Origin of the sequence: Saccharothrix sp. S26 (assembly GCF_021390395.1) — a bacterium.
Lineage (GTDB): Bacteria > Actinomycetota > Actinomycetes > Mycobacteriales > Pseudonocardiaceae > Actinosynnema.
This window is the reverse complement of sequence record NZ_JAJUWT010000001.1, coordinates 76,699-98,235: the sequence shown is the minus strand read 5'-3', so window position 1 is coordinate 98,235 and position 21,537 is coordinate 76,699. Positions and strand designations below refer to the sequence as shown.

Genomic DNA, 21,537 nt, shown 5'->3' with positions numbered 1-21,537 from the left:
CCGGAGCTCCGGATTCTCATGCGACCGGCCGCGCCGCACCAGCCTCCGGGAACACACACCAAGCTTGAATGTCGGTAACGACGCGGTGGATGTGGCCGATGCCGTGTGCGGCGAGAAACGCCCTGGCCCGGTGCAGGAATGCGATCGCGGTGACTGCCTTCTCGTCGGGCAGTGCCTCGGTGTAGGCCAGGCGGAGAACCCGTCGACCGCGGAGTGCAGGTAGGTGTAGCTGCGGCCGGTACCGGCATTCTTGGCGCGTTCGACCTGTTTGGCCTGGTCGCTGTCCCTGCCGTGACGTCGAGCAGCACGGCGGGTTCCTCGCTGAGCGGCAGGACGACCTAGCGTCAAGGCTCAAGGCCCCGTACACAAATCGGGTTCAGCGAGCCGTCCGCAGTGCGCTCAGCCATGCCGATCACGGCACACCGCGGGAAACCGTCGAACGCATCGTCGCAGTGGCAGACGACTACGGGCTCAGCATTCCCGAACCACCAGTCCCGCTGCCGCCTGCGAATCTGGAAGACATCTACCTGGTCTGCTGGATGGCGGTGGTGCCTGCTCCCGAAGTTACGTCCATGCATCAGTGAGGACTGGCGAGCTGCGACGCCCGTGGCAGGAGTCTTGTCACGGGCGTCGATCAGCGCACCTCCACCAGCCGGCTTCCTCAGTGGACCGCCGAAGCAGCTGTTCCCGCTTTCAACGCCGTTGGGCAGCACGGGCACGCCGCGCGGTGATGACGACCGTGACGAGGCTGAGCGCCATGCCGACCACGGCGAACAGCACGCTGGCGACAGCCGGTGTGATCGGCAGCTCCACGGTCACCTCACCGCTTCGGCAAACAACGGCCGGTGTTGCGTCGAGACGCAGCTCGGCCACTGCCTGGGCCGACGCCAGTTGCCTTGCTGCATCGCTCTCGCACCACTGGTAGGTCGACGCGATCTGAGCGAAGCCGAGTGCCGCGACCCCAAGAAGGATTGCGAAGACCAGGGCGCACGCCACCGCGAGGCCGCGGTCGTTCATGAGTGGTCGTGACATGTCAGCGCAGGTGACTCCGGTTCTCGAACCACTCATCGTCATCAGGGCGAGGTGCGGTGCGGCGCCGGTCAACCGGCGGCGGCTCGGGAGCAGCAGTGACGTGCTGCTTCAACGCCAGCGCGTCGTCGAGTTCACGCGCGAGGTCGGCCATGGTGAAGTCGAGCACCTCGGCAGCCCGCTTGGCCGCCTCGTGCGCCGCCATGAGCTCCTCGGTCAGCCAGGGCTCTCCACCTTCATAAAGGGTGTTGGGGGCGATGTGCACGCGGACGAGCTTGCCCATCATGTCGACCCACACCGTGACCGCACCGCTGGGTGACACACCCTTGTACTGGCTGAACAGCGCTTTCTCCGGATCGCGCCTGATCTTGGCGAAACGTTCCTGCGCCTGCGCGACCATCTCCTGCGGGTCCACGTCCCCTCCTAGGGCTGGAGCTTGCCCAGTGACTCCATCGCCTTGGCGGCGTCCGCGGACGCCTCGGCGCACTTGGCGATCTGCTCGTCGGCCTTGAATTTCTGCGAATGCCACCACGCGGCCAAGCCCACCAGGACGCCGAGGATCCCCAGGATCAGTCCCACGACGGCGCCGATCCCGGTCAGACCGACGATGATGCCCGCGATGACACCGATGATCCCGACCACGAACCCGATGGCACTCCAGATGTTGTTCCACATGTCCGAGGCCTTGAACTCGAAGCCGTCGGCGAGGTCGACCAGTGCCTGACCGACGTCGTGAGCGGGCTTGCGCATCTCACCCAGCGCCTGCTTCATTCGGTTGATGCGCTCGGTGTAGGCGTTGCTCGCTTCACCGGTCCATGCCGAAGCCTGGTTGGCCGCCGTCTCCAAGCCCTTGACGCAGCCGTCGATCGCTTTGCCGAGTTGATCCGCCCCGTCTGACTGCCCGGCGCCCCACACGTCTCGCCCGATCCGGCGGAACGACTCCGGGTCGATGTCCCTGATCACCCTCAAGGTGGCTTGGATGGACGGCAGACCCGGAGCGTGCCGGGCCGCGAACCCGTCGATCTCCCCCGCGTCCGACAGCAACGAGTCCGTGATCACGGTCTGCAGAAAGCCCACGTGCGCCTCCCTCTGGTCATTCCGGGTAGATCCCGCGCAGCCCTTCGCCGATGAGCTTCTCGGCTCCCACGTACTCCTGCTGCGTCCGATGGACGCCGTCGATCGCCGTCTCGATCGTGGTGTGGACCCGGTTGATGAAGTCCTGCACGGCCTGACTTGTCCGGGCGTAGTCCTGGTCGACGAACTTCGTCAACGCCAGGATCACCTCGTCAACGGTCTCCTCGACGTTCTCGTGCGGGCTCACGGACTGCACCGTCATGCTGCCCTCGAGGCTTGCCTTGGCTCGGAAGTCCTGTAACCCCAACGCCTCCCCAGCCGCTCTGAGACTGGCCTTCAACTGGTCGAACTCGCCCGGATCGAGCGCATAGCCCCGACCAGGAGTCCCCATCTTCGTCACCCCCTGCTACCGCCTTGTGTCGCAATGTAGCAGCACCCACTACCGCAGCTACTGAAAACGAACAAACGGGCGCCCGTGTCCATCACACGACAGCGAAGCCGCTAAGGAGTCACACCGGTGCCGAACATGACGGCGGCCACGGCGACCGAAAGGGTTCCAGGCAGATCCACCCAGCCGGGTTAGTGAGAGCTGGAGCACACAGCTGACAACATTTCGTGCGGACCGACCGCCTGCTCCAAATTTGCTCCAGCTCGGCCACTGCAGTCCACAGTGGAGAAAAAACAAGATCGCCCGCAACCTGCATTACCGCAGGTCAGCGGGCGATTCGTATACTGTATCAAGTTGTGGAGCTGAGGGGACTCGAACCCCTGACCCTCACACTGCCAGTGTGGCGAGCAAAACGCCCTTCACGCTGCAACGATTACAAAACCGCTGGTCATCGCGGTTCCATTCACCGTCGTTCAGAGCAGCATAGCGCCGTTCGACGCACATGAACTCTCCGGATTTTCTCCAGCACTAGCTGGTGTGAGAGCCAACCCTAACCTGGTTCGCGGAGTCGGGCGTGAGCGCGGTTGGTCGCTCGCACCCGGCACATGTCACCGGCAGCGCCGATCCACCCGGCCGCGTGTTCCCGGGACGTCGTCTCCAACTGTCCGGCGGCTCGTTCCACGCCTCCGCCGATGTTTTGCCAGGCCTGCGCGTCGGCACGGATCTCCGGAACCTTCCTGGCGAGGTCGTTCAGCATGTCCTGCAACGGCTGAGGTGCTCGATCAACCAGCCGACCCCTGTAAGTCGCCGGCACCCCGACGCCGGTGACCGCGGGGGTGCCGTCCTATGGCGTTGCGACGAACGGGTTGTTCCCCACACCCGACCTGCCGTCGCGACAGAGTAGCGCTCGCGTGGCGGATCGCTTCGTCGTCGCCGTGTGCGTGCAGGTCGCTATAAGGTTCTCTGTTGACATCGCCAACAGATTAAAGGGTACACGCAGCATGACTCCCGTGTACCCTTGTTACGGGCGGGAGCACCTCGACGATGTGGAGCGTGTGCGCCGTATTCACAGCCGGCGGGCATGGGAGGGTAGGAAGGTGACGTCGAGGACGAAGGTCGTGGCTGGCCGGTTCCGGCTGACAGCTGCGATCGGCAAGGGCAACATGGGCGAGGTGTACCGCGCCGAAGACTTGGCGAGCGCGGGCCGAGACGCCGTCGCCGTGAAGCTCATCCTGCGCGGCCTGTCGGGCACTCTGCTCGACCCCGACTTCGACGAGAAAGCAATTCTACGGTTCGAGCGCGAAGTCCGGATCATGCGCAGGCTCGATCACCCCAACATCCCGCGCCTGGTGGCAGGCGGCGTCGACCGCTTGCCCTATCTGGCGATGGAACTGTTGGACGGGCGCACTCTCCGCGACCTCATCGCCGAGCATCCACAGTTGCCGATCCCTTGGGTTGCGGCAATCGGCGCGCAGATGGCCGACGGGCTCTCGGCGGCGCACGCGGAGAATGTCGTTCACCGCGATTTGAAGCCGGCAAACGTCATGCTCGTCCAGGGCGGCGGGGTGAAGGTCCTCGATTTCGGCATGGGCCGGATCATCGATGACGCCGAGGGTGCGAAGCTGACCAGCAGCGGTGTCACGGTCGGCACCGCCCGCTATATGGCACCCGAGCAGTTCGAGGCCGCCTCAGTCACCCAGGCCGCCGATCTCTACGCGCTGGGCTGCGTTCTGTTCGAGCTGCTGAGCGGTGTTCCGCCGTTTCACCGCGAGTCAGCGCACGAGCTCGGCGAGAAGCACCTGAAGCAAGCACCTCCGTCGATAAAGCTCCTGCGCTCGGACACGCCGGAGGCAATGGCGCTGCTGATCGAGAAGTTGTTGGCGAAGAGCCCGGCCAGTCGCCCGGCCGACGCCGTCGCCGTGCGGGAGATGTTACTGCCGCTCGCGGTGGTGGGCGAGGGGGTTCCGGGCTGGGACTCACTCGACCCGGTCGCTTGGGTCGCGGCGAGGCGCGAAGCGGGGCGGGAGGACCCGGTGACCGCCTTCGGTGCGCCGGCGTCGACATCCGGGATGGACGTCTTCACGGTGCACGAAAAGCTCATCGCCGACTATCGGGCGTTCACCGAGGGCGGGACGATCATCCGTGACGAAGAGATCGCCGAGTTCGTCCGGCAGGATATGGACAGCAAGTCCCAGTGGCCCGATCCCTGGTTGTCGTTGAACCCGTTCTTCGCTTCCGGTGGCACGATGCTCGAACTGGCCGGCGGTGGGGTGCTGCACAGCGAATGCGCGCGGATCTTCCAGACCGGCAAGACCGAGGGCGGCACCGTGTGCGACGGCCGTCCCCTGACCCTGCACCGTCACCAACGTGAGGCGATCGACGTCGCGGCGGCGGGCGAGTCCTACGTGCTGACCACGGGAACCGGCTCCGGCAAGTCCCTCTCCTACATCATCCCGATCGTCGACCGAGTGCTCAAGGAACGAGCCGAGGAGGGGCGCTCCGCGCGCAAGCGGGTCCGCGCGATCATCGTCTACCCGATGAACGCCCTGGCCAACAGCCAGCTCAAGGAGCTCGACAAGTTCCTTCTCGACGGCTACGGCAAAGGTCACGAGCCGGTCACCTACGCGCGCTACACCGGCCAGGAGACCGACGAACGCCGCAAAGAGATCCGCGACAACCCTCCGGACATCCTGCTGACCAACTACGTCATGCTGGAGTTGATGCTAACCCGGCCGGACGACCGGAAATCCCTGATCAAAATGGCGAAGGGGCTGCGGTTCCTGGTCTTCGACGAGTTGCACACCTACCGTGGCCGGCAGGGCGCTGACGTCGCGCTGCTGATTCGCCGGGTTCGCGACGCCTGCGAAGCCGACCGGCTGCAGTGCATCGGCACCTCCGCCACCATGTCCAGCGAGGACACGTTCGAAGACCAGCGGAACGTGGTCGCCGAGGTGGCCACGATGCTCTTCGGCGACGAAGTGCGTCCGGATAATGTCATCGGAGAGACGCTCGTGCGCGCCACCGACGCCGGAGACGGCACCGTGCCGGTGGAACGACTCCAGGCGGGCGGGCCGCCACGTGCGTACGCGGACCTCGTGACCGATCCCCTCGCTTGTTGGATCGAAACGCGCTTCGGACTGCGAACGGACGCCACCGGGCGGCTGGTCCGGCAGAAGCCCGCCAAGATCGAGGATGCTGCCCGTGAGCTCGCTGAAGCCGGTGGGCTCACCGTGCGTGCCTGCAAGGAAGCGATCCAGAGCACCCTCAAAGCAGGCTCGGAAGCACGGCATCCCGTCACCGACCGTCCACTGTTCGCGTTTCGGCTGCACCAATTCTTGTCTAAGGGCGACACTGTCTACGTCACGCTCGAAGACAAGGCGTCACGCCACCTGACTCGCGATTACCAGCGCGTTTTGCCCGGCTCGGATGGCAAGATTCTGCTGCCGCTTGCTTTCTGCCGTGAGTGTGGCCAGGAGTACCTGACCGTGTGGCGGACCGTCAAGGACGGCGTCGTCCGCTACGAACCCAGGCGGGACACCGCGGCGACCGGTGGACGCGCGGGCGACGGCTACCTCTACCTCGATGCGGACAAGCCCTGGCCCAACACCACGGAAGAGGCGATCGACGGTCGTCGGCTGCCCGAGTCCTGGCTCGAAACCGGCGAACACGGCGACGAACGCGTGCGCGAGTCGTATCGGCCCCGGCTCCCGGTCGCCGTCAGCGTCGATCCTTACGGCGACGAGGTGGCGGGTGGGCTCGCCGTCGCGTTCATCCCGGCGCCGTTCCTGTTCTGCCTGCACTGCTCGGTCAGCTACGAGCAGACCCGCGGTAAGGATTTTGCCAAGTTGGCCACTTTGGACCAGGAGGGGCGATCGTCGGCCACGTCGCTGGTGTCCGCGTCGATCGTGCGCTCGCTCAAGGCTGTTCCGGAGGAAGCGCTCAGCAAGAAGGCGCGCAAGCTGTTGACCTTCGTCGACAATCGTCAGGACGCGTCGCTGCAAGCCGGTCACTTCAACGACTTCGTGCAGATCACGCAGCTGCGCAGTGCGCTGTACCGCGCGGTCGTGGCTGCGGGGAAGGAGGGCATCCGACACGAGGAGCTGGCGTCGCGGGTCGCTGGTGCGCTGGGACTCGTTCCCGCCGACTACGCGAAAGGCGCCGACAAGCTCGCTCCGGCGTTGCGCAGCCGTGCCGCCAAGACGTTGCAGGACGTCATCGCCTTCCGGCTCTACCTCGATCTCCAGCGCGGCTGGCGGGTCACCATGCCGAACCTGGAACAGACCGGCCTGCTCGAGATCCGGTACGAGGGCCTCGACTGGCTCACCGGCTCGGACGAGCAGTGGGTCGACACTCACCCGAGCATCCGTGACACCGAGCCGGACCGCCGGGCGGAGATCCTCCGGACCCTGCTCGACCACCTGCGCCGCAACCTCGCCATCGACGTGCAGTACTTCCGCGAGGACTTCGACTCCCTCCAGCGCGCCAGCGAGGAGCGCCTCGTCGACCCCTGGGTGCTGTCGACCAGCGACCAACCGCAGGTGGGAACGGCCTTCCCGGGCAGTTCCCGCCCAGGGATGAGCCGGTCGAGCTTGTTCGTGTCCGGTCGCGGGAAGTTCGGCAAGTACCTCCGTCGCGAGCACTTCAAGGGCCTGTCGACCGACGACGCCGCGACGGTGATCGAGCAACTGCTGGAGCTGCTCGCCGAAGCCGGGCTCGTCGACCGGGTCGAGGTCGCTCCCCAACGTTCCGGGCGGTTCCGACGGAGCTCGGGCTCGGACGCCACCGGTTACCGCGTTGCGGCGCGGACCCTGGTGTGGCAGGCCGGCACCGGCGAGACCGGTTCTCACGACCCGCTGACCCGCACCTATGCCAGCGGGGACGGTCCTCGGGTCAACACGTTCTTCCGCGACCTCTACCGGGAGGCCGGCAGCGCGCTCAGCGGTCTGTCCGCCCGGGAGCACACCGCGCAGGTCGACCCGGAAACCCGCGAGCAGCGGGAGGAGGCGTTCCGCAGCGGCGACCTGAAGCTGCTCTACTGCTCGCCGACGATGGAACTCGGCGTCGACATCTCCGAGCTGAACGCGGTGATGCTGCGCAACGTCCCGCCGACTCCCGCCAACTACGCGCAGCGCAGCGGCCGGGCGGGCCGATCGGGCCAGCCCGCGCTCGTCACCACGTACTGCGCCACCGGCAACAGTCACGACCAGTACTACTTCCGCCGGTCCGACCGGATGGTCGCCGGTATCATCACCCGGCCCCGGCTGGACCTGACCAACGAGGACCTGGTGCGCTCGCACGTGCACGCCATCTGGCTGGCGGAGTCGGGTCTGAAGTTGGGGCGGGCCATCCCCGACATCATCGACATCGGCTACCACGAGGACACCCGGCTGCCCGATCCCCCCTTGCGGCTGTACGACCACATCGACGCGGGTCGCCGTGAACCGCAGGCACAACGGCGCACGGTCGAGGCGGCCCACCGGGTGCTCGGCCAGATGCGATCCGAGTTCGCCGACACCTCATGGTGGCATCCGCAGTGGATCGAGGAGACCGTCCGTGCCGCCGGTGAGCGGTTCAACGCGGCGTTCGACCGGTGGCGACAGCTGTTCAAGGCCGCTCTGGTCGATCAAGCCGAGCAGAACCGCCGGGTCCTCGACCACACGCTGTCCAAACGCGACCACGACATCGCCAGTGCCCGACGGCGTGAGGCGGAGACCCAGCTCAACCTGCTCAAGAACGACACCGCCGACAGCAAGTCGGTGCTGTCGGACTTCAACCCCTACCGCTACCTCGCCAGCGAAGGGTTCTTGCCGGGCTACTCGTTCCCCCGTCTGCCCCTCGCCGCCTACGTGCCCGCGTCGGGTCGCCGCTACGGCGATGGTGACTACCTCCAGCGCCCGCGTTTCCTGGCCATCCGCGAGTTCGGCCCAGGGGCGCTGATCTACCACGAAGGGAGCCGTTACCAGGTCACCCGTATCCAGCTGACACCCGACGCAAGCGGCGACCTGGTCACCACGAGCGCCAAGCGCTGCGGTGCATGCGGCTACCACCACGACGTCGGGGAATCGGCCAGCCGCTGCCAGATGTGTAACGAGCCGCTGCGGGAGAACACGACCGGCCTCTTGCAGTTGCACACCGTCTACACCCGCAAGCGTGAACGGATCTCCTCGGACGAGGAGGAGCGGCGGCGGGCCGGTTTCCGCCTCGTGACGTCCTACCGCTTCCACGACCACGGCGCCCGCCCAGGCCGGAGGGACGCCCTGGTCTCGGATGCCGACGGCCTGATCGCGAAGGTGAGCTACGGGGACTCGGCGACAGTGCGGATCACCAATGTTGGCCGGGTGCGCGCGCGGGAGGACGAACCACCGGGCTTCTGGCTCGACCCGGCGGACGGCCGCTGGCTCAACGAACGCGAAGCGGGCGAAGCGTCGGGGGATTCCAGCGAGCTACCGGTGGTCGACGGCAACGGCAACGACAAACGTCACAAGAAGCGAGTCATCCCCTACGTCGAGGACCGCCGCAACGTGCTGGTCGTCAAGCTCGCGGACCCGCTTGACGAGCCGGTCGCGCTGTCCCTGATGTACGCGCTGGAGCGCGGCATCGAGGCCGAGTTCGAGCTGGAGGACTCGGAACTGACCAGCGAATTGCTCCCGCCCGACGAAGGTCCCCGCGACCGGTTCCTGTTCACTGAAGCGGCGGAAGGTGGTGCGGGCGTGCTGCGCCTGCTGCAATCAGACCCCGACGCACTCCGGCGAGCCGCGGCCAGGGCGCTGGAGATCTGTCACTTCGATTCGGACGGCACAGACCTCGGTGGCCCGCACCCGGACCGGCGCTGCGCACGTGGTTGCTATGAGTGCCTGCTCACGTACGGCAACCAAGGCAGCCACGGGTTGATCGACCGCCATTCCGTGCGCGCGCTGCTCCTGCGACTTGCCAGGGCTCGTGCGGAGACGACGGGCCTGGGTGAGTCCCGCACCGAGCAGTTGGACCGGTTGTCGACGCAATCGGAAACCGGGCTGGAAAAGCGGCTGATCGCCTGGCTCAAGGAGAACGGCCTGCGGCTTCCCGACGAGGCGCAGCCGTTCATCGCCGAGGCGCTTGCCCGTCCCGACTACGTCTACCGGTTGCCCGGCGTGAACGTGGCCGTGTTCGTCGACGGACCCGTTCACCAGTACGCCGAGGTCGCGCAGCGCGACGCGGAGGCCGCGAGTCGTCTCGAGGACGCGGGCTGGGATGTTGTGCGTTTCCCCCATGATGGTGACTGGTCCGCCATCGTAAGTGAGTGCGAGCGCTACTTCGGGCGCGTTGCGGGCGTTTGACGACGGAAGAGAACATCACATAGATGAGCAACTACACTGTTGGCTCGCTCGTTTCCGCGCGTGGCCGTGACTGGGTGGTACTGCCGGAAAGCGCCGACGACATGTTGGTCCTGCGGCCGCTCGGTGGCTCGGACGACGATGTCGCTGCCGTCTTCCCGGCTTTCGAGGATGTCCGGTCCGCCGAGTTCCCTCCACCTTCTCCCGACGACCTGGGCGATGACCTGGCGGCCGGGATGCTGCGCTCCGCCCTGCGGATCGGCTTCCGGTCAGGTGCGGGTCCCTTCCGCTCGCTCGCCGGAATCGCGGTCGAGCCCCGTGCGTACCAGCTCGTGCCGCTGATGATGGCCCTGCGGCAGAAGACGGTGCGCATGCTGATCTCCGATGATGTCGGGATCGGCAAGACCGTCGAAGCCGGGCTGATCGCGAGCGAGCTGCTCGCCCAGGGCAGCGCGCGCAAGCTGGCCGTGCTGTGCTCGCCCGCGCTGGCCGAGCAGTGGCAGCAGGAGCTGCGCACCAAGTTCGGCATCGACGCCGAACTGGTCCTCGCCTCGACCGTGTCCAAGCTGGAGCGCAAGCTCGACCTCGGTCAGTCGCTGTTCGACCGGCATCCGCACGTGGTGGTCTCCACCGACTTCATCAAGTCGACCCGCCACCGCGACGACTTCGTCAAGCACTGCCCCGACCTGGTCATCGTGGACGAGGCGCATACCTGTGTCACCGCCGACGAGACGTCCTCGGCGCAGAGCCAGCTCCGCTACGAGCTCCTCCAACGGATCGCGGGCGACCCCGATCGCCACCTCCTCCTGGTGACGGCGACACCGCACAGCGGCAAGGAGAGCGCGTTCCGCGCCCTCCTTGGTCTGGTCAAGCCGGAGCTGGCCACGGCGGAACTCGACACCGACGCGGGAAGACGCCTGCTGGCGGGCCACTTCGTCCAGCGCAAGCGAGCCGATGTGCGACAGTTCCTCTCCACCCGGGACGGGCTGGCCGACGACAGCCTGCGTGAGGACACCGCGTTCCCGGCGGACCGCGAGTTCAAGGACGAGACCTACTCGCTGTCCCCTGCCTACCGGGCCCTGCTCGACGACGCCATCGCCTACGCCGGGGAACGGGTCAGCGCCGCGGGTGACCGCGGCAAGCGGGAGGCACGCATCGCCTGGTGGTCCGCGATCGCGCTGCTGCGCTCCATGGTCTCCTCACCGCGTGCCGCGGCGCAGACGTTGCGGACCCGCTCGGCGGCGGCCACGGCGTCGACCGCGCAGGAAGCCGATCTGCTCGGCGCACCCCTGACCAGGGACTCCGCTGACAGCGACGCGCTGGAAGGGCTCGACGTGGCTCCCGGCGCCGAGCTGGACGAGCCGGGGGTGCGGCTGGGGGAACTTGCCGACCGGGCGGCGGCGCTGGAAGGCCCGGAGGAGGACTGGAAGCTCGCGGCCCTGGTCAAGCACCTGAAGGCATTGCTGAGCAAGGGCTATCACCCGATCGTGTTCTGCCGCTACATCCCGACCGCCGAGTACGTGGCCGACCACCTCGCGGAGACGCTGGGCAAGAAGACCTTCGTCCGCGCGGTGACCGGAACGCTGTCCCCGCAACAGCGCATCCAGCGGATCGAGGAGCTGGCCGAGCAATCGCGGGAGACCGCCGGGGCCAAGCGGGTCCTGATCGCTACCGACTGCCTGTCCGAGGGGGTGAACCTCCAACACCACTTCGACGCCGTCGTCCACTACGACCTGGCCTGGAACCCGACCCGGCACGACCAGCGCGAAGGGCGCGTCGACCGCTACGGCCAGAAGACCGACGTCGTCCGAGTCATCACCCTGTACGGCAGCGACAACGGCATCGACGGCAAGGTGCTGGAGGTCCTGATCAAGAAGCACCGGCAGATCAAGAAGGACCTGGGCATCTCGGTCTCGGTGCCCGACGAGATGTCGTCCGGGGTGACCGACGCGGTCGTAGAGTGGCTGTTGCTGCGTGACCGACGTCCCGAGCAGGCAAGTCTGTTCGAAATGGAGACGGTGCGTGAACGGTCTGCCGCCGTCGAGGCGCAGTGGCAGTCCGCGGCCGAGCGGGAGAAGGCGTCCCGGTCCCGATTCGCCCAGCGGACGATCAGGCCGGAAGAGGTCGCCAAGGAGGTGGCGGCCGTCCGGGACGCGCTGGGCCGCGCGAGCGAGGTCCGCGGCTTCGTCCGGCAGGCGCTCGGCGCGCTCGACGCCGTGCTCCGTCCCGACGGCGACGACTTCACCGCTGACGTGTCCGGCACGCCAGCGGGGCTGCGGGACGCGCTCGCCCCGGTGGTCGGAGGTGACCTGGACAAGCCGGTCGCGTTCCGCGCCACTGCCGCGGTCGCCCGGGGTGAAGCGGCCCTCGTGCGCACCGATCCGGTGGTGGGCGCGCTCGCCGGGTACGTCCTCAACTCGGCCTTCGACGAGAAGGCATCCGGCCCGCGGCCGGCTCGTCGGTGCGGGGTGATCCGGACGACGAGCGTCCAGACCAGGACGACACTCCTGATCGTCCGCTACAGGTTCCACCTCACGCTGCCGTCCCGATCGGGGGAACGGCAGTTAGTCGCCGAAGACGCCCGTCTGCTCGCCTTCGAGGGCGCCCCGGCGAATGCCCGTTGGCTTCCCGCGCACGACGCTCGGAAACTACTGGAAGTAACGGCCGACGAGAACACCGATCCGGCGTTCGGCAAGCGCACCATGGCCCGGGTGCTCGACGGACTACCGGAAACGACCGCTCACTTGGCCTCTTTCGGCGATGAACTCGCCGCCGAGTTGCTCGCCTCGCACCGCCGGGTCCGCAGCGCTTCCGGTGAGATCGTCCGCGGTGTGCAGGTGACGGCGCAGAAGCCGGCCGACGTCCTCGGCGCCTACGTCTACCTGCCGGTCACTGGAGGAGCAGCCTGATGTCCGCCGTCACCCGCAACCAGGTCTTCCCCGCCGTCGACACCATCGGCGGACTGCTGCCCGCGGACATGCTCCTGCGGATCTCCGAGGGCAAGGACGTTAGGGGATGCGCGCCCGCCGACTACCGTGTGCTCGGATCGCGGTCGGTGCGTGACGACGCGGAGCGCCACTGGGACTACCTCAAGGGCGTCTGGACCGAGCTGCGTGAGCACCTGCCCGCCGCCCCGGAACAGGACGCACCGGCCGATCCGACCGGCCGGGCGACCGTGGAGTGGTTGTTGCCGCTGTTCGCCGAGCTCGGCTTCGGTGAGCTGACCGCTCTCGGTGCCTCCGGCATCACCGCCGACGACGGCGGCAAGACCTTCGCCATCAGCCACCGCTGGAACCAGGTCCCCATCCACCTCGCGCCCTGGCAGTCCACATTGGACAAGCGGCCGGGTGGTCCGGGCACGGTTCCGCCGCAGTCGTTGGTCCAGGAGTGCCTGAACCGGAGCGACGCCCACCTCTGGGGCGTGCTCACCAACGGCAGGCAACTGCGGCTGCTGCGGGACTCCAGCGCGCTGGCCACGGCCTCCTACGTTGAGTTCGACCTCGAAGCCATCTTCGACGGCGAGCTGTTCAGCGAGTTCGTGCTGCTGTACCGACTGCTGCACGTCTCACGCTTCGCCGTGGCGGAGGGCGCTCCGGCCGCCTCGTGCTGGCTGGAGAAGTGGCGCCTCGACGCGATCACGTCGGGCACCCGGGCTCTCGACCAGCTCCGGGACGGGGTCCAACAGGCCATCACGACGTTGGGCACTGGCTTCCTCCGCCATCCGGCCAACACCGACCTGCGTGCGAACGTCGACGTCACCGCACTCCACAACGGGTTGCTGCGGCTGGTGTACCGGCTGCTGTTCGTCTTCGTCGCCGAGGACCGGGGCGTGCTGCACGCGCCGAAGGCCTCCGAGCAGGCCCGGGAACGCTACGCCGCCTACTTCTCCACGGCGAGGCTGCGCGCTCACGCGAGAAGACGTCGTGGCACCGCCCACGACGACCTCTACCAGGCGCTGCGCATCGTCCTGGCTGCGCTCGGAGACGAGGACGGCCGCCCCGAACTGGGGCTGCCCGGCCTCGGCGGCATCTTCGACCCGACACCGGCCGACGTGGTGCTCGACGGTCTCGCGTGCTCGAACGAATACCTCCTGACGGCGGTCCGGCACCTCGCGCAGGTGCGCGACGTCGGCTCGCGAAGGGTCAGGGCGGTGGACTACCGGCACCTGGACGCCGAGGAACTCGGGTCCATCTACGAGTCACTGCTGGAACTCGTCCCGCGGCACAGTGCGGTGGACCGCACTTTCGAGCTGGTCGAGCTGGCGGGCAACACCCGCAAGACGACCGGCTCCTACTACACGCCGTCATCGTTGATCGAATGCCTGCTCGACGCCACCCTGGACCCGGTCATCGACGACGCGGTCAAGCGGGGCGAGCAGGCGGCTTCAGCCGCTGGTCAGGCCGATCCAGCCGACGCAATCGTGGATGAGCTGCTGTCGCTGACGGTGTGTGACCCCGCCTGCGGTTCGGGGCACTTCCTGGTCGCCGCCGCCCGCCGGATCGCCAAGCGTGTCGCCGCAGTACGCGAGCGCAACCCGGAGCCTGTCACGGAAGCGGTGCGCGAGGCGCTGCACGAGGTCATCACGCGCTGCGTGTACGGCGTCGACCTCAACCCGATGGCGGTCGAGCTGGCGAAGGTGTCGCTGTGGCTGGAAGCCCTCGTGCCGGGCAAGCCGCTGGACTTCCTCGACGCCCACATCAAGTGCGGCAACGCCCTGCTAGGCACCACACCGGCGCTGCTGCGGCGAGGTGTCCCGGACAGCGCGTTCATCGCCACCGAGGGCGACGACAAGAAGTTCGCCAAGATGCTGGAGAAGGTCAACGCCGAGGAGCGCGAGGGCCGGCTCACCCTCTTCGACATCGAGGAAGTCCCGGTGAAGGTCACCAACGCCGCCTTCGCCGCCAGCGTCCGGCGAATCACCGGGAAGTCCTCCGGCAAGCTCCAGGAGGTGCGGCGGAAGGCTGCGGCGTACACGTCGTGGACGGGAACGCCGGAGTACGTCGACGCCCTGCACCTCGCGGACGCCTGGTGCGCCGCGTTCATGTGGATCAAGGACGCGGACCGGCCACGAGCCGTCACCGAGAAGGTTTTCCGAGCGCTGGAGGACCCGACGGCCGAGGGCGCGTCGCCGGAGACCCACGACGAGATCCGCCGGCTGCGCGACCAGTACCGGTTCTTCCACTGGCATTTGGAGTTCCCGGAAATCTTCGCTGCCGACGCGGGTGAAGACACGTCCGCGACCGGCTGGCGGGGCGGTTTCAGTTGCGTCCTCGGCAATCCGCCGTGGGACAGTGTCGAGCTGAAGGAACAGGAGTTCTTCGCTCAGCGCTCGCCCGAGATCGCCGCCGTGGGCAAGGCGGACTCCCGGAAGAAGCTGATCGCGGCGCTGCGGGACGACCCGGACACGCTGCCGTTGTTCACCGCCTACGCCGACGCCAAGCGAGCGGTCTACGCCGAGAGCCACTTCCTGCGGCGATCGGGCCGCGTTCCGCTCACGGGCAAGGGGAACCTCAACACCTACGCGGTGTTCTCGGAGACCGTGCGCATCCTGACCGGCGACCACGGCCGGGCCGGTGTCATCGTGCCGACCGGGATCGCCACCGACGCCAGGACCCAGTACTTCTTCAAGGACTTGGTGCTGCGCGGCTCGCTCGCGGCCTTGTACGACTTCGAGAACGCCGCGCCACTGTTCCCCAACGTTCATCGCTCGTTCAAGTTCTGCGTGCTCTCGCTCGCAGGGCAGGCGCTTCGTGAACCGGCCGCTAAGTTCGCGTTCTTCCTCCACGACCCGGCCGAGTTGGACGAGGCCGACAAGGCGTTTACCTTGTCACCGGAAGAGATCACCCTGCTCAACCCCAACACGGGTACGTGCCCGATCTTCCGCTCCCGCCGCGACGCCGAAATCACCCTCGGCATCTACCGCCGCGTCCCCATCCTCGTTAAGGAACCAGACGAACATGGCCAAGGCGGCAGCAACCCCTGGAATGTGTCGTTCCTGAGGATGTTCGACATGTCTCATGATGCACGGTTCTTCCGCACCCGGGCCGAGTTGGAGCAGGAAGGCTGGAAGCTGTCCGGGAACGTCTTCACCAAGCGTACGCAGCGCATGCTCCCGCTGTACGAGGCGAAGATGGTCGACTTCTTCAATCATCGAGCCGCGGATGTCGTGAAGAGTGATACTGCACTCAATCGCCAGAACCAGCCCAAGTATTTGACGGACGAAGAGCTTCGAGATCCAGTTCGTTGCGCGCAACCGGCAACCTGGGCGCCTGAAGATGACGTCCAGCTAGGCAAGTTGGGCAAGGGCGGCCGAGCTGCGATAGAGCGCGGTTCCATTAGCCGCCTAGCGGAGAGGAATTGGCATCGCGGCTGGATCACGGGGTGGAGGGATGTCACATCGTCCACCAATGAACGGACGTCGGTGCCATCGATCATCCCACTCTGTGCGGTTGGAAACAAGTTTCCATTGATGTTTCCGCAAGTCGTGCCCGTGCAGGCTGTAGCGCTTGTCGCTTGCCAATCTTCAATGGTTTTCGATTTCGTGAGTCGCCAGAAAATTGGCGGCGTGGCGATGAATTTTTTCATCTGGAATCAATTGCCTACCCTTTCTCCTGTAATGCTTTACAGGCAGTCAGAGTGGGTGTCAGAGCGAGTAAAGGAGCTTTCCTTCACCGCCTTCGATATGTCTCCGCTGGCCAGGGATCTCGGTGACGACAAGTTGCCCTTCGTTTGGAATGAAGATCGACGGGTTGTCATTCGGGCCGAGTTGGATGCGCTTTTCTTCCACCTCTACGGGATCGAGCGTAACGACGTCGACTACATCCTTGACACTTTCCCGATCGTCAAGCGCAAGGACGAAGCGAAGTACGGCACCTACCGCACCAAGGATCTGATCCTCGCCGAATACGACCGCATGGCCGCAGCCGGCGTCAGCCTCACCACCCCGCTCGTCGACGGTGAGAACTACACCTCCACACTCACCCCGCCGCCGGGGCACGGCCCGCGTCATCCTGCCCGAGACGACCAGCCGACGGAGTAGCCGACGATGCCGCAGCTCGCGTTCGCCAACAGCTTTTGGGAGACCTACGACCAACTGGACAAGCAGGTCAGGGCCGGGGTGCGCAAGGCAATGGCCAAGTTTCAGCAGCTCCCCATCGCCGAGCTGTACGCGGACAAGGGGCTGCACCTGGAATCCGTCGACAAGGCTCGTGACCCGCGGATGCGCACCATCCGGGTTACCGACTTCTGGCGCGGTGTCGTGCTGGCGCCTGACGACGGCAGCGACATCTTCCTGCTGCTCAACGTCGTCCCGCACGACGACGCCTACACCTGGGCCGCGAAACGGCTCTACACCGTGAACACGGCCACGCGAGCGCTCGAAGTCCGCAACGTTGTCGCTATCGAGCAGTTGACGCCACCCTTGGAACAAGCTGCCGCGAGCGCGCCCGTGCTGCTGTTCGCGAAGCACTCCGACACGGTGCTGCGTGACCTCGGCATCGACGACCAGGTACTCCGCGCGGCGCGGGCGATCAGCGATCGGGCGCAGTTGGAGGCGTTCGGCAGTCTGCTGCCGGAGGATCAGTTCGAGGTGCTGCAATACCTCGCCGAAGGGTTCTCGCCCGAGGAGGTCTACCGGGACGTGGTCGCCGAACGCAGGCCCGTCGGCGAACCGTCCGAGGCGGACGACAGCCTGGCGAGGGCGATCACCCACACCAGCACGCGCATCACGCTGGTGACCAGTCCCGACGAACTGGCCGAAATCCTGGACAAGCCGTTCGCGGCCTGGCGGGTGTTCCTGCACCCGTCACAGCGTCGAGTGGCCTACCGCGTTTCCTACAACGGCTCCGCGCAGGTGACCGGTGGCCCAGGCACGGGCAAGACGGTGGTCGCGCTGCACCGGGTGAAACACCTGCTGTCCCGTTCCCCGGACCGCCGAGTGCTGCTCACCACCTACACCAACGCCCTCGCTCGGGCGTTGCGCGACAACCTGGCGTTGCTGCTCGACAACGAGGAGCAGCTCGCCCGGGTGCACGTCACGACCGTCGACGCCTTCGCGAACCGCGTCGTCCGCGACCACGTCGGGCGTGCGCTGTCTCCCATCTCCGACAACGACGAACGGCAGATGTGGCGACGTCTTCGCAGGCAACGGAACCTGCCGTGGACCGAGCAGTTCCTCACGAGCGAGTTCCGACACGTCGTGCTCGCCCAAAACGTGCGAACCAAGAACGAGTACCTCGAAGTGGAGCGTCGGGGCCGTGGATCCTCGCTGCGCGCCGCACAGCGGGAGCAGATCTGGGCGGCTGTCGAGGCGTTCATGGCCGAGTTGCGCGCTGCGGGCAAGACCACCCATCTCCAAATCTGCGCCGAAGCCGCGGACATCCTGAACGGCGGCAGCGATCACCGCTTCGACCACGTGGTCGTCGACGAGGCCCAGGACTTGCACCCGGCTCAGTGGCGGGTGCTCCGCGCCGCCGTCAAGGCTGGGCCCGACGACCTCTTCATCACCGGCGACCCGCACCAGCGGATCTACGACTCCCGGGTTTCGCTGCGCGCTGTCGGCATCTCGGTCACCGGCCGGAGCAGCCGGCTGCGGATCAACTACCGCAGCACCGCCGAGATCCTCGCCTGGTCGACCAGGGTCCTGGACGGTTCCGCCGTGGGTGAGCTGAGCGGCGACGGCACCGACAGCCTGGTTGGCTACCGGTCCCTGCTGCACGGCGGTCGGCCTCGGCTGTCCGGATTCCCGACCGAGCAGGCCGAGGTGGTGGCGCTGGCAGGGTTGGTGCGCGAATGGATCGAGCAGGGTGTTCCGGCCGGCGACATCGCCGTGTGCGCCCGGTTCAACCTGACGCTCGACAAGGTCTTCGATCAGCTCATCGTCGAAGGGATTCCGGCGGTACGCGTGAAGGACCAGCCGGGCGCCGACGTCGAAGGAGTCCGACTGGCCACCATGCACTCGATGAAGGGACTGGAGTTCCGGTGCGTGGCGGTGGCCGGCGTGACCGACAAGGCCATGCCCTTCGTGAAGGAGGTGACGCCGGTCGACGTCGACCCGCAGCAGCACGAGAGCGACCTGCTCAAACAGCGGTGCCTGCTCTTCGTCGCGTGCACCAGGGCTCGGGAAGCCCTTGCGGTCACGTGGAGCGGCGCCGCCAGCCCGTTTCTGCCCTCCACCGCGAACCGCTAGTCGGCGTTGTCCGGCCCGGGGAGCAGGGACCCGCGAGCCAGCCCGTCGCGAGCCAGCTCGGCTGCGCGCCGAGCCCACCGCGCGAGTTCGGCCACGGACTCCTCGAACTCGTCGAGGCGACGGAACGCCGCGCCGTAAGCGCGTTGGTCGGCGATGCTCATCTGGGGGATCCGCGCACCGCGGACGTCCACGCGGAACGTGCCGCTACCACTGGTGGCACGTTTGGTGTTCGCGGCACTTCGCACGAACCCCGTCAGGTAGTCGGTGTCGAGCCGATCGCTGGTGGCGGTGACGGCGTCCCCCGAAACCTCGACGAGTCCCGCCCTGGCCAGATCCGCGATCCTCACCGCCGCGCCCTCCAGCGAACCAGGTCCCGCCGCGACGATCGGCAGCAGGTGCCTGAGCTCCGCCAGTCGTGCGACCACCGCCGCCCGAGCGGCTTCGTAGTCGGCCAGGTGGTCGGTCCGCGCCGCCGTCACGTAGCGGGCCGGGGTCAGGTCGACCTCCTCGTCGAGCAGGTCGATGGCGGGCACGTCGACCACGTGCGCCGCGTCCGGTTCAAAAGTGCCGTCCGGGTCGTGGTCGGTGAGGTCGATCATGCGGACGTGGCCGCCGGGAACGTCCGCGTCGGCCGGCCGCGCCAACGTCCAGAGCTGCACCGGCTGCTGATGGGACGCGACCATGCCGCCCGGCAGCGCGACGACCTGGGTGAGCGCGCCGCGGCGGACGAGCTCGGCCCGGATTCGGCGGCCAGCCTTGCGGTAGGCGACCGAGGCGGGCATGACGACGATCGCCCGGCCGCCCGGCGCGACGTGGGCGTAGCAGTGCTGGAGCCAAGCCAGTTCGCTTTCCGCGCGGGTCGGAACGCCGAACTCCCAACGCTGGTCCAGCAGGAGTTCGTCGCGTCCCCAGTCGCTGACGTTCACCGGTGTCTCGCAGACCACGAGATCCGCGCGAAGGTCCGGCCACTGGTCATTGCGAAGTGAATCCCCGACCCTGACCGCGACTTCGGGGCCGCCGCCAAGCGACGCGCGGAGCCCGGCAAGGCGCGCCGCAGCCGGATCCACATCCTGCCCGATCAGCGAAACCTCGCCGGCTCCCCGGCATGCGAACAGCAACGACCCGACCCCACAGGCGGGATCGAACACCGTTCCCCTTACCGGACCGGCGAACCGGCGCACGGCGGTGACCAAGCGCGGCGTGGACATCGGCTCCGAGCCGGCCCGTCCGGGAGACGCGAGCGCCCTTGTCAGCAATGCATCGACGACCTCGGCCGGTGAACTCTCCTGGGCCAGGTCGAGCACCTGCGCGCGGGTCCCCGGTTCGAGGCCGCTTGAGCTTCCGGTCGCGAGCGCGTCGGCGACATCGGCGAGGGCATCGATGAGGTCGTCGCCGTACTGGGCGCGCAGCGCCTGCCAGAGGAGGACTTCGGATGAAGGACCGTCGTCTGCCTTTCCTTGGCGGCTCAGCCACGACTCGACATCAGGCAACGCGAATCGCGCGGTGCGGCCAGCCCCGCTCGCGGGGGCGGGGAAGTCCGGATACCGCTTCCGCCAGTTGGACACCGCAGCCCGCGTCACGTTGGCTAGCTTGGCGATCTCGGATGCGGTCACCAGTGACCTGGTCCGATCTGCGAAGTCCGCGTTCACCTGACGATCGTATACGTCACCCCCGTCACATCTGCTGTGGTTCACGTTGACATTGCCAACATGTGGCCAGCCTGAAAGTCGACAAATTTCGACGACTCTGATCCCCGCGCTGCAACGATCCGGTGGGGCGGTTGCTGCATGCCGTCGAAGCGCCGTTGCGCTCGGAGTCCTGCGGAAGGTCTCCGTCGAGGACCCGTCCGGTCGATCTCGGCCGGTGAACTGGTGGGTCGGCTCGACGATGAGCTATACGCGCTCAATGAACGGCTCGGCAAAGGCACGTCCGCCAGCTGGCCAGTTACCACATCGGTCTCCTCAAAGGAAGGTCTCGACCTACTCGCAGGCGACCCGGACGCCGTGAATGCGATGGCGACGACGTGGAGCAACATCGCCAAGCGCATGCGGGAGACCTCCGAGAAGCACTCCGACACGCTCGACACGCTGAGCGGTTCCCAGGGCGTGGCGATCGACGGCTAACGCAAGGCCGTGCAGGACTTCTCCACCGTGGTCACGGGTGGCGCTAGCCACGCCACCTCCGCCGCCCAGGCCATGACGGTGGCCGCATCGGCCATCGATGTCGTGCGCGGCGCGGTCCGGGCGCCATCGCGACGTTCATGTCCAACGCGATCATCAAGTTCGCGGCGGCGACCGCGCTACGCATGGGCACCGGCGACCCCCGGCTGGACAACGCCGGTGACGTGCTCGAACAAGAGGTCTCCCTCGGGCCCGGCCAGCCGGAGGTCGGCCTTCCGAACTACCCCAAATCCTCGGCAACGCGGCGGTCCAGGAGTGGAGCGACCAGACCCACCGCGAGGCCGATGCCCAGCGGCGTTCCCCCCACCTCCCGGACCACGGCGACATCGGTTGCGAAGGACGCAAGTTCCAGCGGTGAGGACCCGG

10 protein-coding genes and 1 pseudogene are annotated in these 21,537 nt (G+C 67.2%); 5 read left to right on the top strand and 6 right to left on the bottom strand.

All coding sequences use genetic code 11. The annotated features are described in order from the left end of the window. Positions 1–70 precede the first annotated feature (70 nt). From LZG04_RS00460 to LZG04_RS00440, 5 genes and pseudogenes are all read right to left on the bottom strand, one after another. Positions 71–294: pseudogene (locus LZG04_RS00460) on the bottom strand (IS481 family transposase); the annotation flags it as partial. Between the two features lie 399 nt (positions 295–693). Then, positions 694–1,017: a hypothetical protein gene (locus tag LZG04_RS00455; protein WP_233812235.1), complete on the bottom strand. Its 324-nt coding sequence runs from the start codon at positions 1,015–1,017 to the stop codon at positions 694–696. A 16-nt stretch (positions 1,018–1,033) separates the two neighbouring features. Next, complete coding sequence (locus LZG04_RS00450; RefSeq protein ID WP_233812234.1) at positions 1,034–1,444, bottom strand: YbaB/EbfC family nucleoid-associated protein; 411 nt, start codon at positions 1,442–1,444, stop codon at positions 1,034–1,036. A gap of 8 nt (positions 1,445–1,452) precedes the next feature. Further along, positions 1,453–2,106 (bottom strand): WXG100 family type VII secretion target, encoded by a 654-nt coding sequence (locus LZG04_RS00445; RefSeq protein WP_233812233.1) that lies wholly within the window; start codon positions 2,104–2,106, stop codon positions 1,453–1,455. A gap of 16 nt (positions 2,107–2,122) precedes the next feature. Beyond that, positions 2,123–2,365 carry a hypothetical protein gene (locus LZG04_RS00440; RefSeq protein WP_233812232.1) on the bottom strand — a complete coding sequence of 81 codons (243 nt, stop codon included), beginning with the start codon at positions 2,363–2,365 and terminating at the stop codon, positions 2,123–2,125. A 1,244-nt stretch (positions 2,366–3,609) separates the two neighbouring features. Here LZG04_RS00440 and LZG04_RS00435 point away from each other — a divergent pair. The 4 genes from LZG04_RS00435 to LZG04_RS00420 are packed head-to-tail and all read left to right on the top strand — an operon-like array spanning position 3,610 to position 18,991. Next, a complete protein-coding gene (locus tag LZG04_RS00435) occupies positions 3,610–9,807 on the top strand; it encodes a protein kinase (RefSeq protein WP_233812231.1) in 6,198 nt (2,065 codons plus the stop codon). 23 nt (positions 9,808–9,830) lie between these two features. After that, entirely contained in the window at positions 9,831–12,713 is a 2,883-nt protein-coding gene (locus LZG04_RS00430) for a DEAD/DEAH box helicase (protein ID WP_233812230.1), read from the top strand. Next, entirely contained in the window at positions 12,713–16,843 is a 4,131-nt protein-coding gene (locus LZG04_RS00425) for an Eco57I restriction-modification methylase domain-containing protein (protein ID WP_233812229.1), read from the top strand. The genes LZG04_RS00430 and LZG04_RS00425 overlap by 1 nt, the downstream gene beginning before the upstream one ends. Before the next feature lie 6 nt (positions 16,844–16,849). Beyond that, a complete protein-coding gene (locus LZG04_RS00420) occupies positions 16,850–18,991 on the top strand; it encodes a DEAD/DEAH box helicase (protein WP_233812228.1) in 2,142 nt (713 codons plus the stop codon). On the opposite strand, the gene LZG04_RS00415 is transcribed toward LZG04_RS00420, so the two are convergent. Next, on the bottom strand, positions 18,988–20,640 hold the full coding sequence (locus tag LZG04_RS00415) for an N-6 DNA methylase (RefSeq protein WP_233812227.1): 1,653 nt from the start codon (positions 20,638–20,640) through the stop codon (positions 18,988–18,990). The two genes, LZG04_RS00420 and LZG04_RS00415, sit on opposite strands and share 4 nt — an antisense overlap. A gap of 222 nt (positions 20,641–20,862) precedes the next feature. Here LZG04_RS00415 and LZG04_RS00410 point away from each other — a divergent pair, with 222 nt between their 5' ends. After that, positions 20,863–21,114: a hypothetical protein gene (locus tag LZG04_RS00410; RefSeq protein WP_233812226.1), complete on the top strand. Its 252-nt coding sequence runs from the start codon at positions 20,863–20,865 to the stop codon at positions 21,112–21,114. The last annotated feature ends 423 nt before the right edge of the window (positions 21,115–21,537 follow it).

What these genes read in the sequence shown, in the direction of transcription:
- LZG04_RS00455 (WP_233812235.1), bottom strand. Translation starts at nt 1,017, where the DNA reads ATGAACGACCGCGGCCTCGCGGTGGCGTGCGCCCTGGTCTTCGCAATC.
- LZG04_RS00440 (WP_233812232.1), bottom strand. Translation starts at nt 2,365, where the DNA reads ATGACGGTGCAGTCCGTGAGCCCGCACGAGAACGTCGAGGAGACCGTT.
- LZG04_RS00430 (WP_233812230.1), top strand. Translation starts at nt 9,831, where the DNA reads ATGAGCAACTACACTGTTGGCTCGCTCGTTTCCGCGCGTGGCCGTGAC.
- LZG04_RS00425 (WP_233812229.1), top strand. Translation starts at nt 12,713, where the DNA reads ATGTCCGCCGTCACCCGCAACCAGGTCTTCCCCGCCGTCGACACCATC.
- LZG04_RS00420 (WP_233812228.1), top strand. Translation starts at nt 16,850, where the DNA reads ATGCCGCAGCTCGCGTTCGCCAACAGCTTTTGGGAGACCTACGACCAA.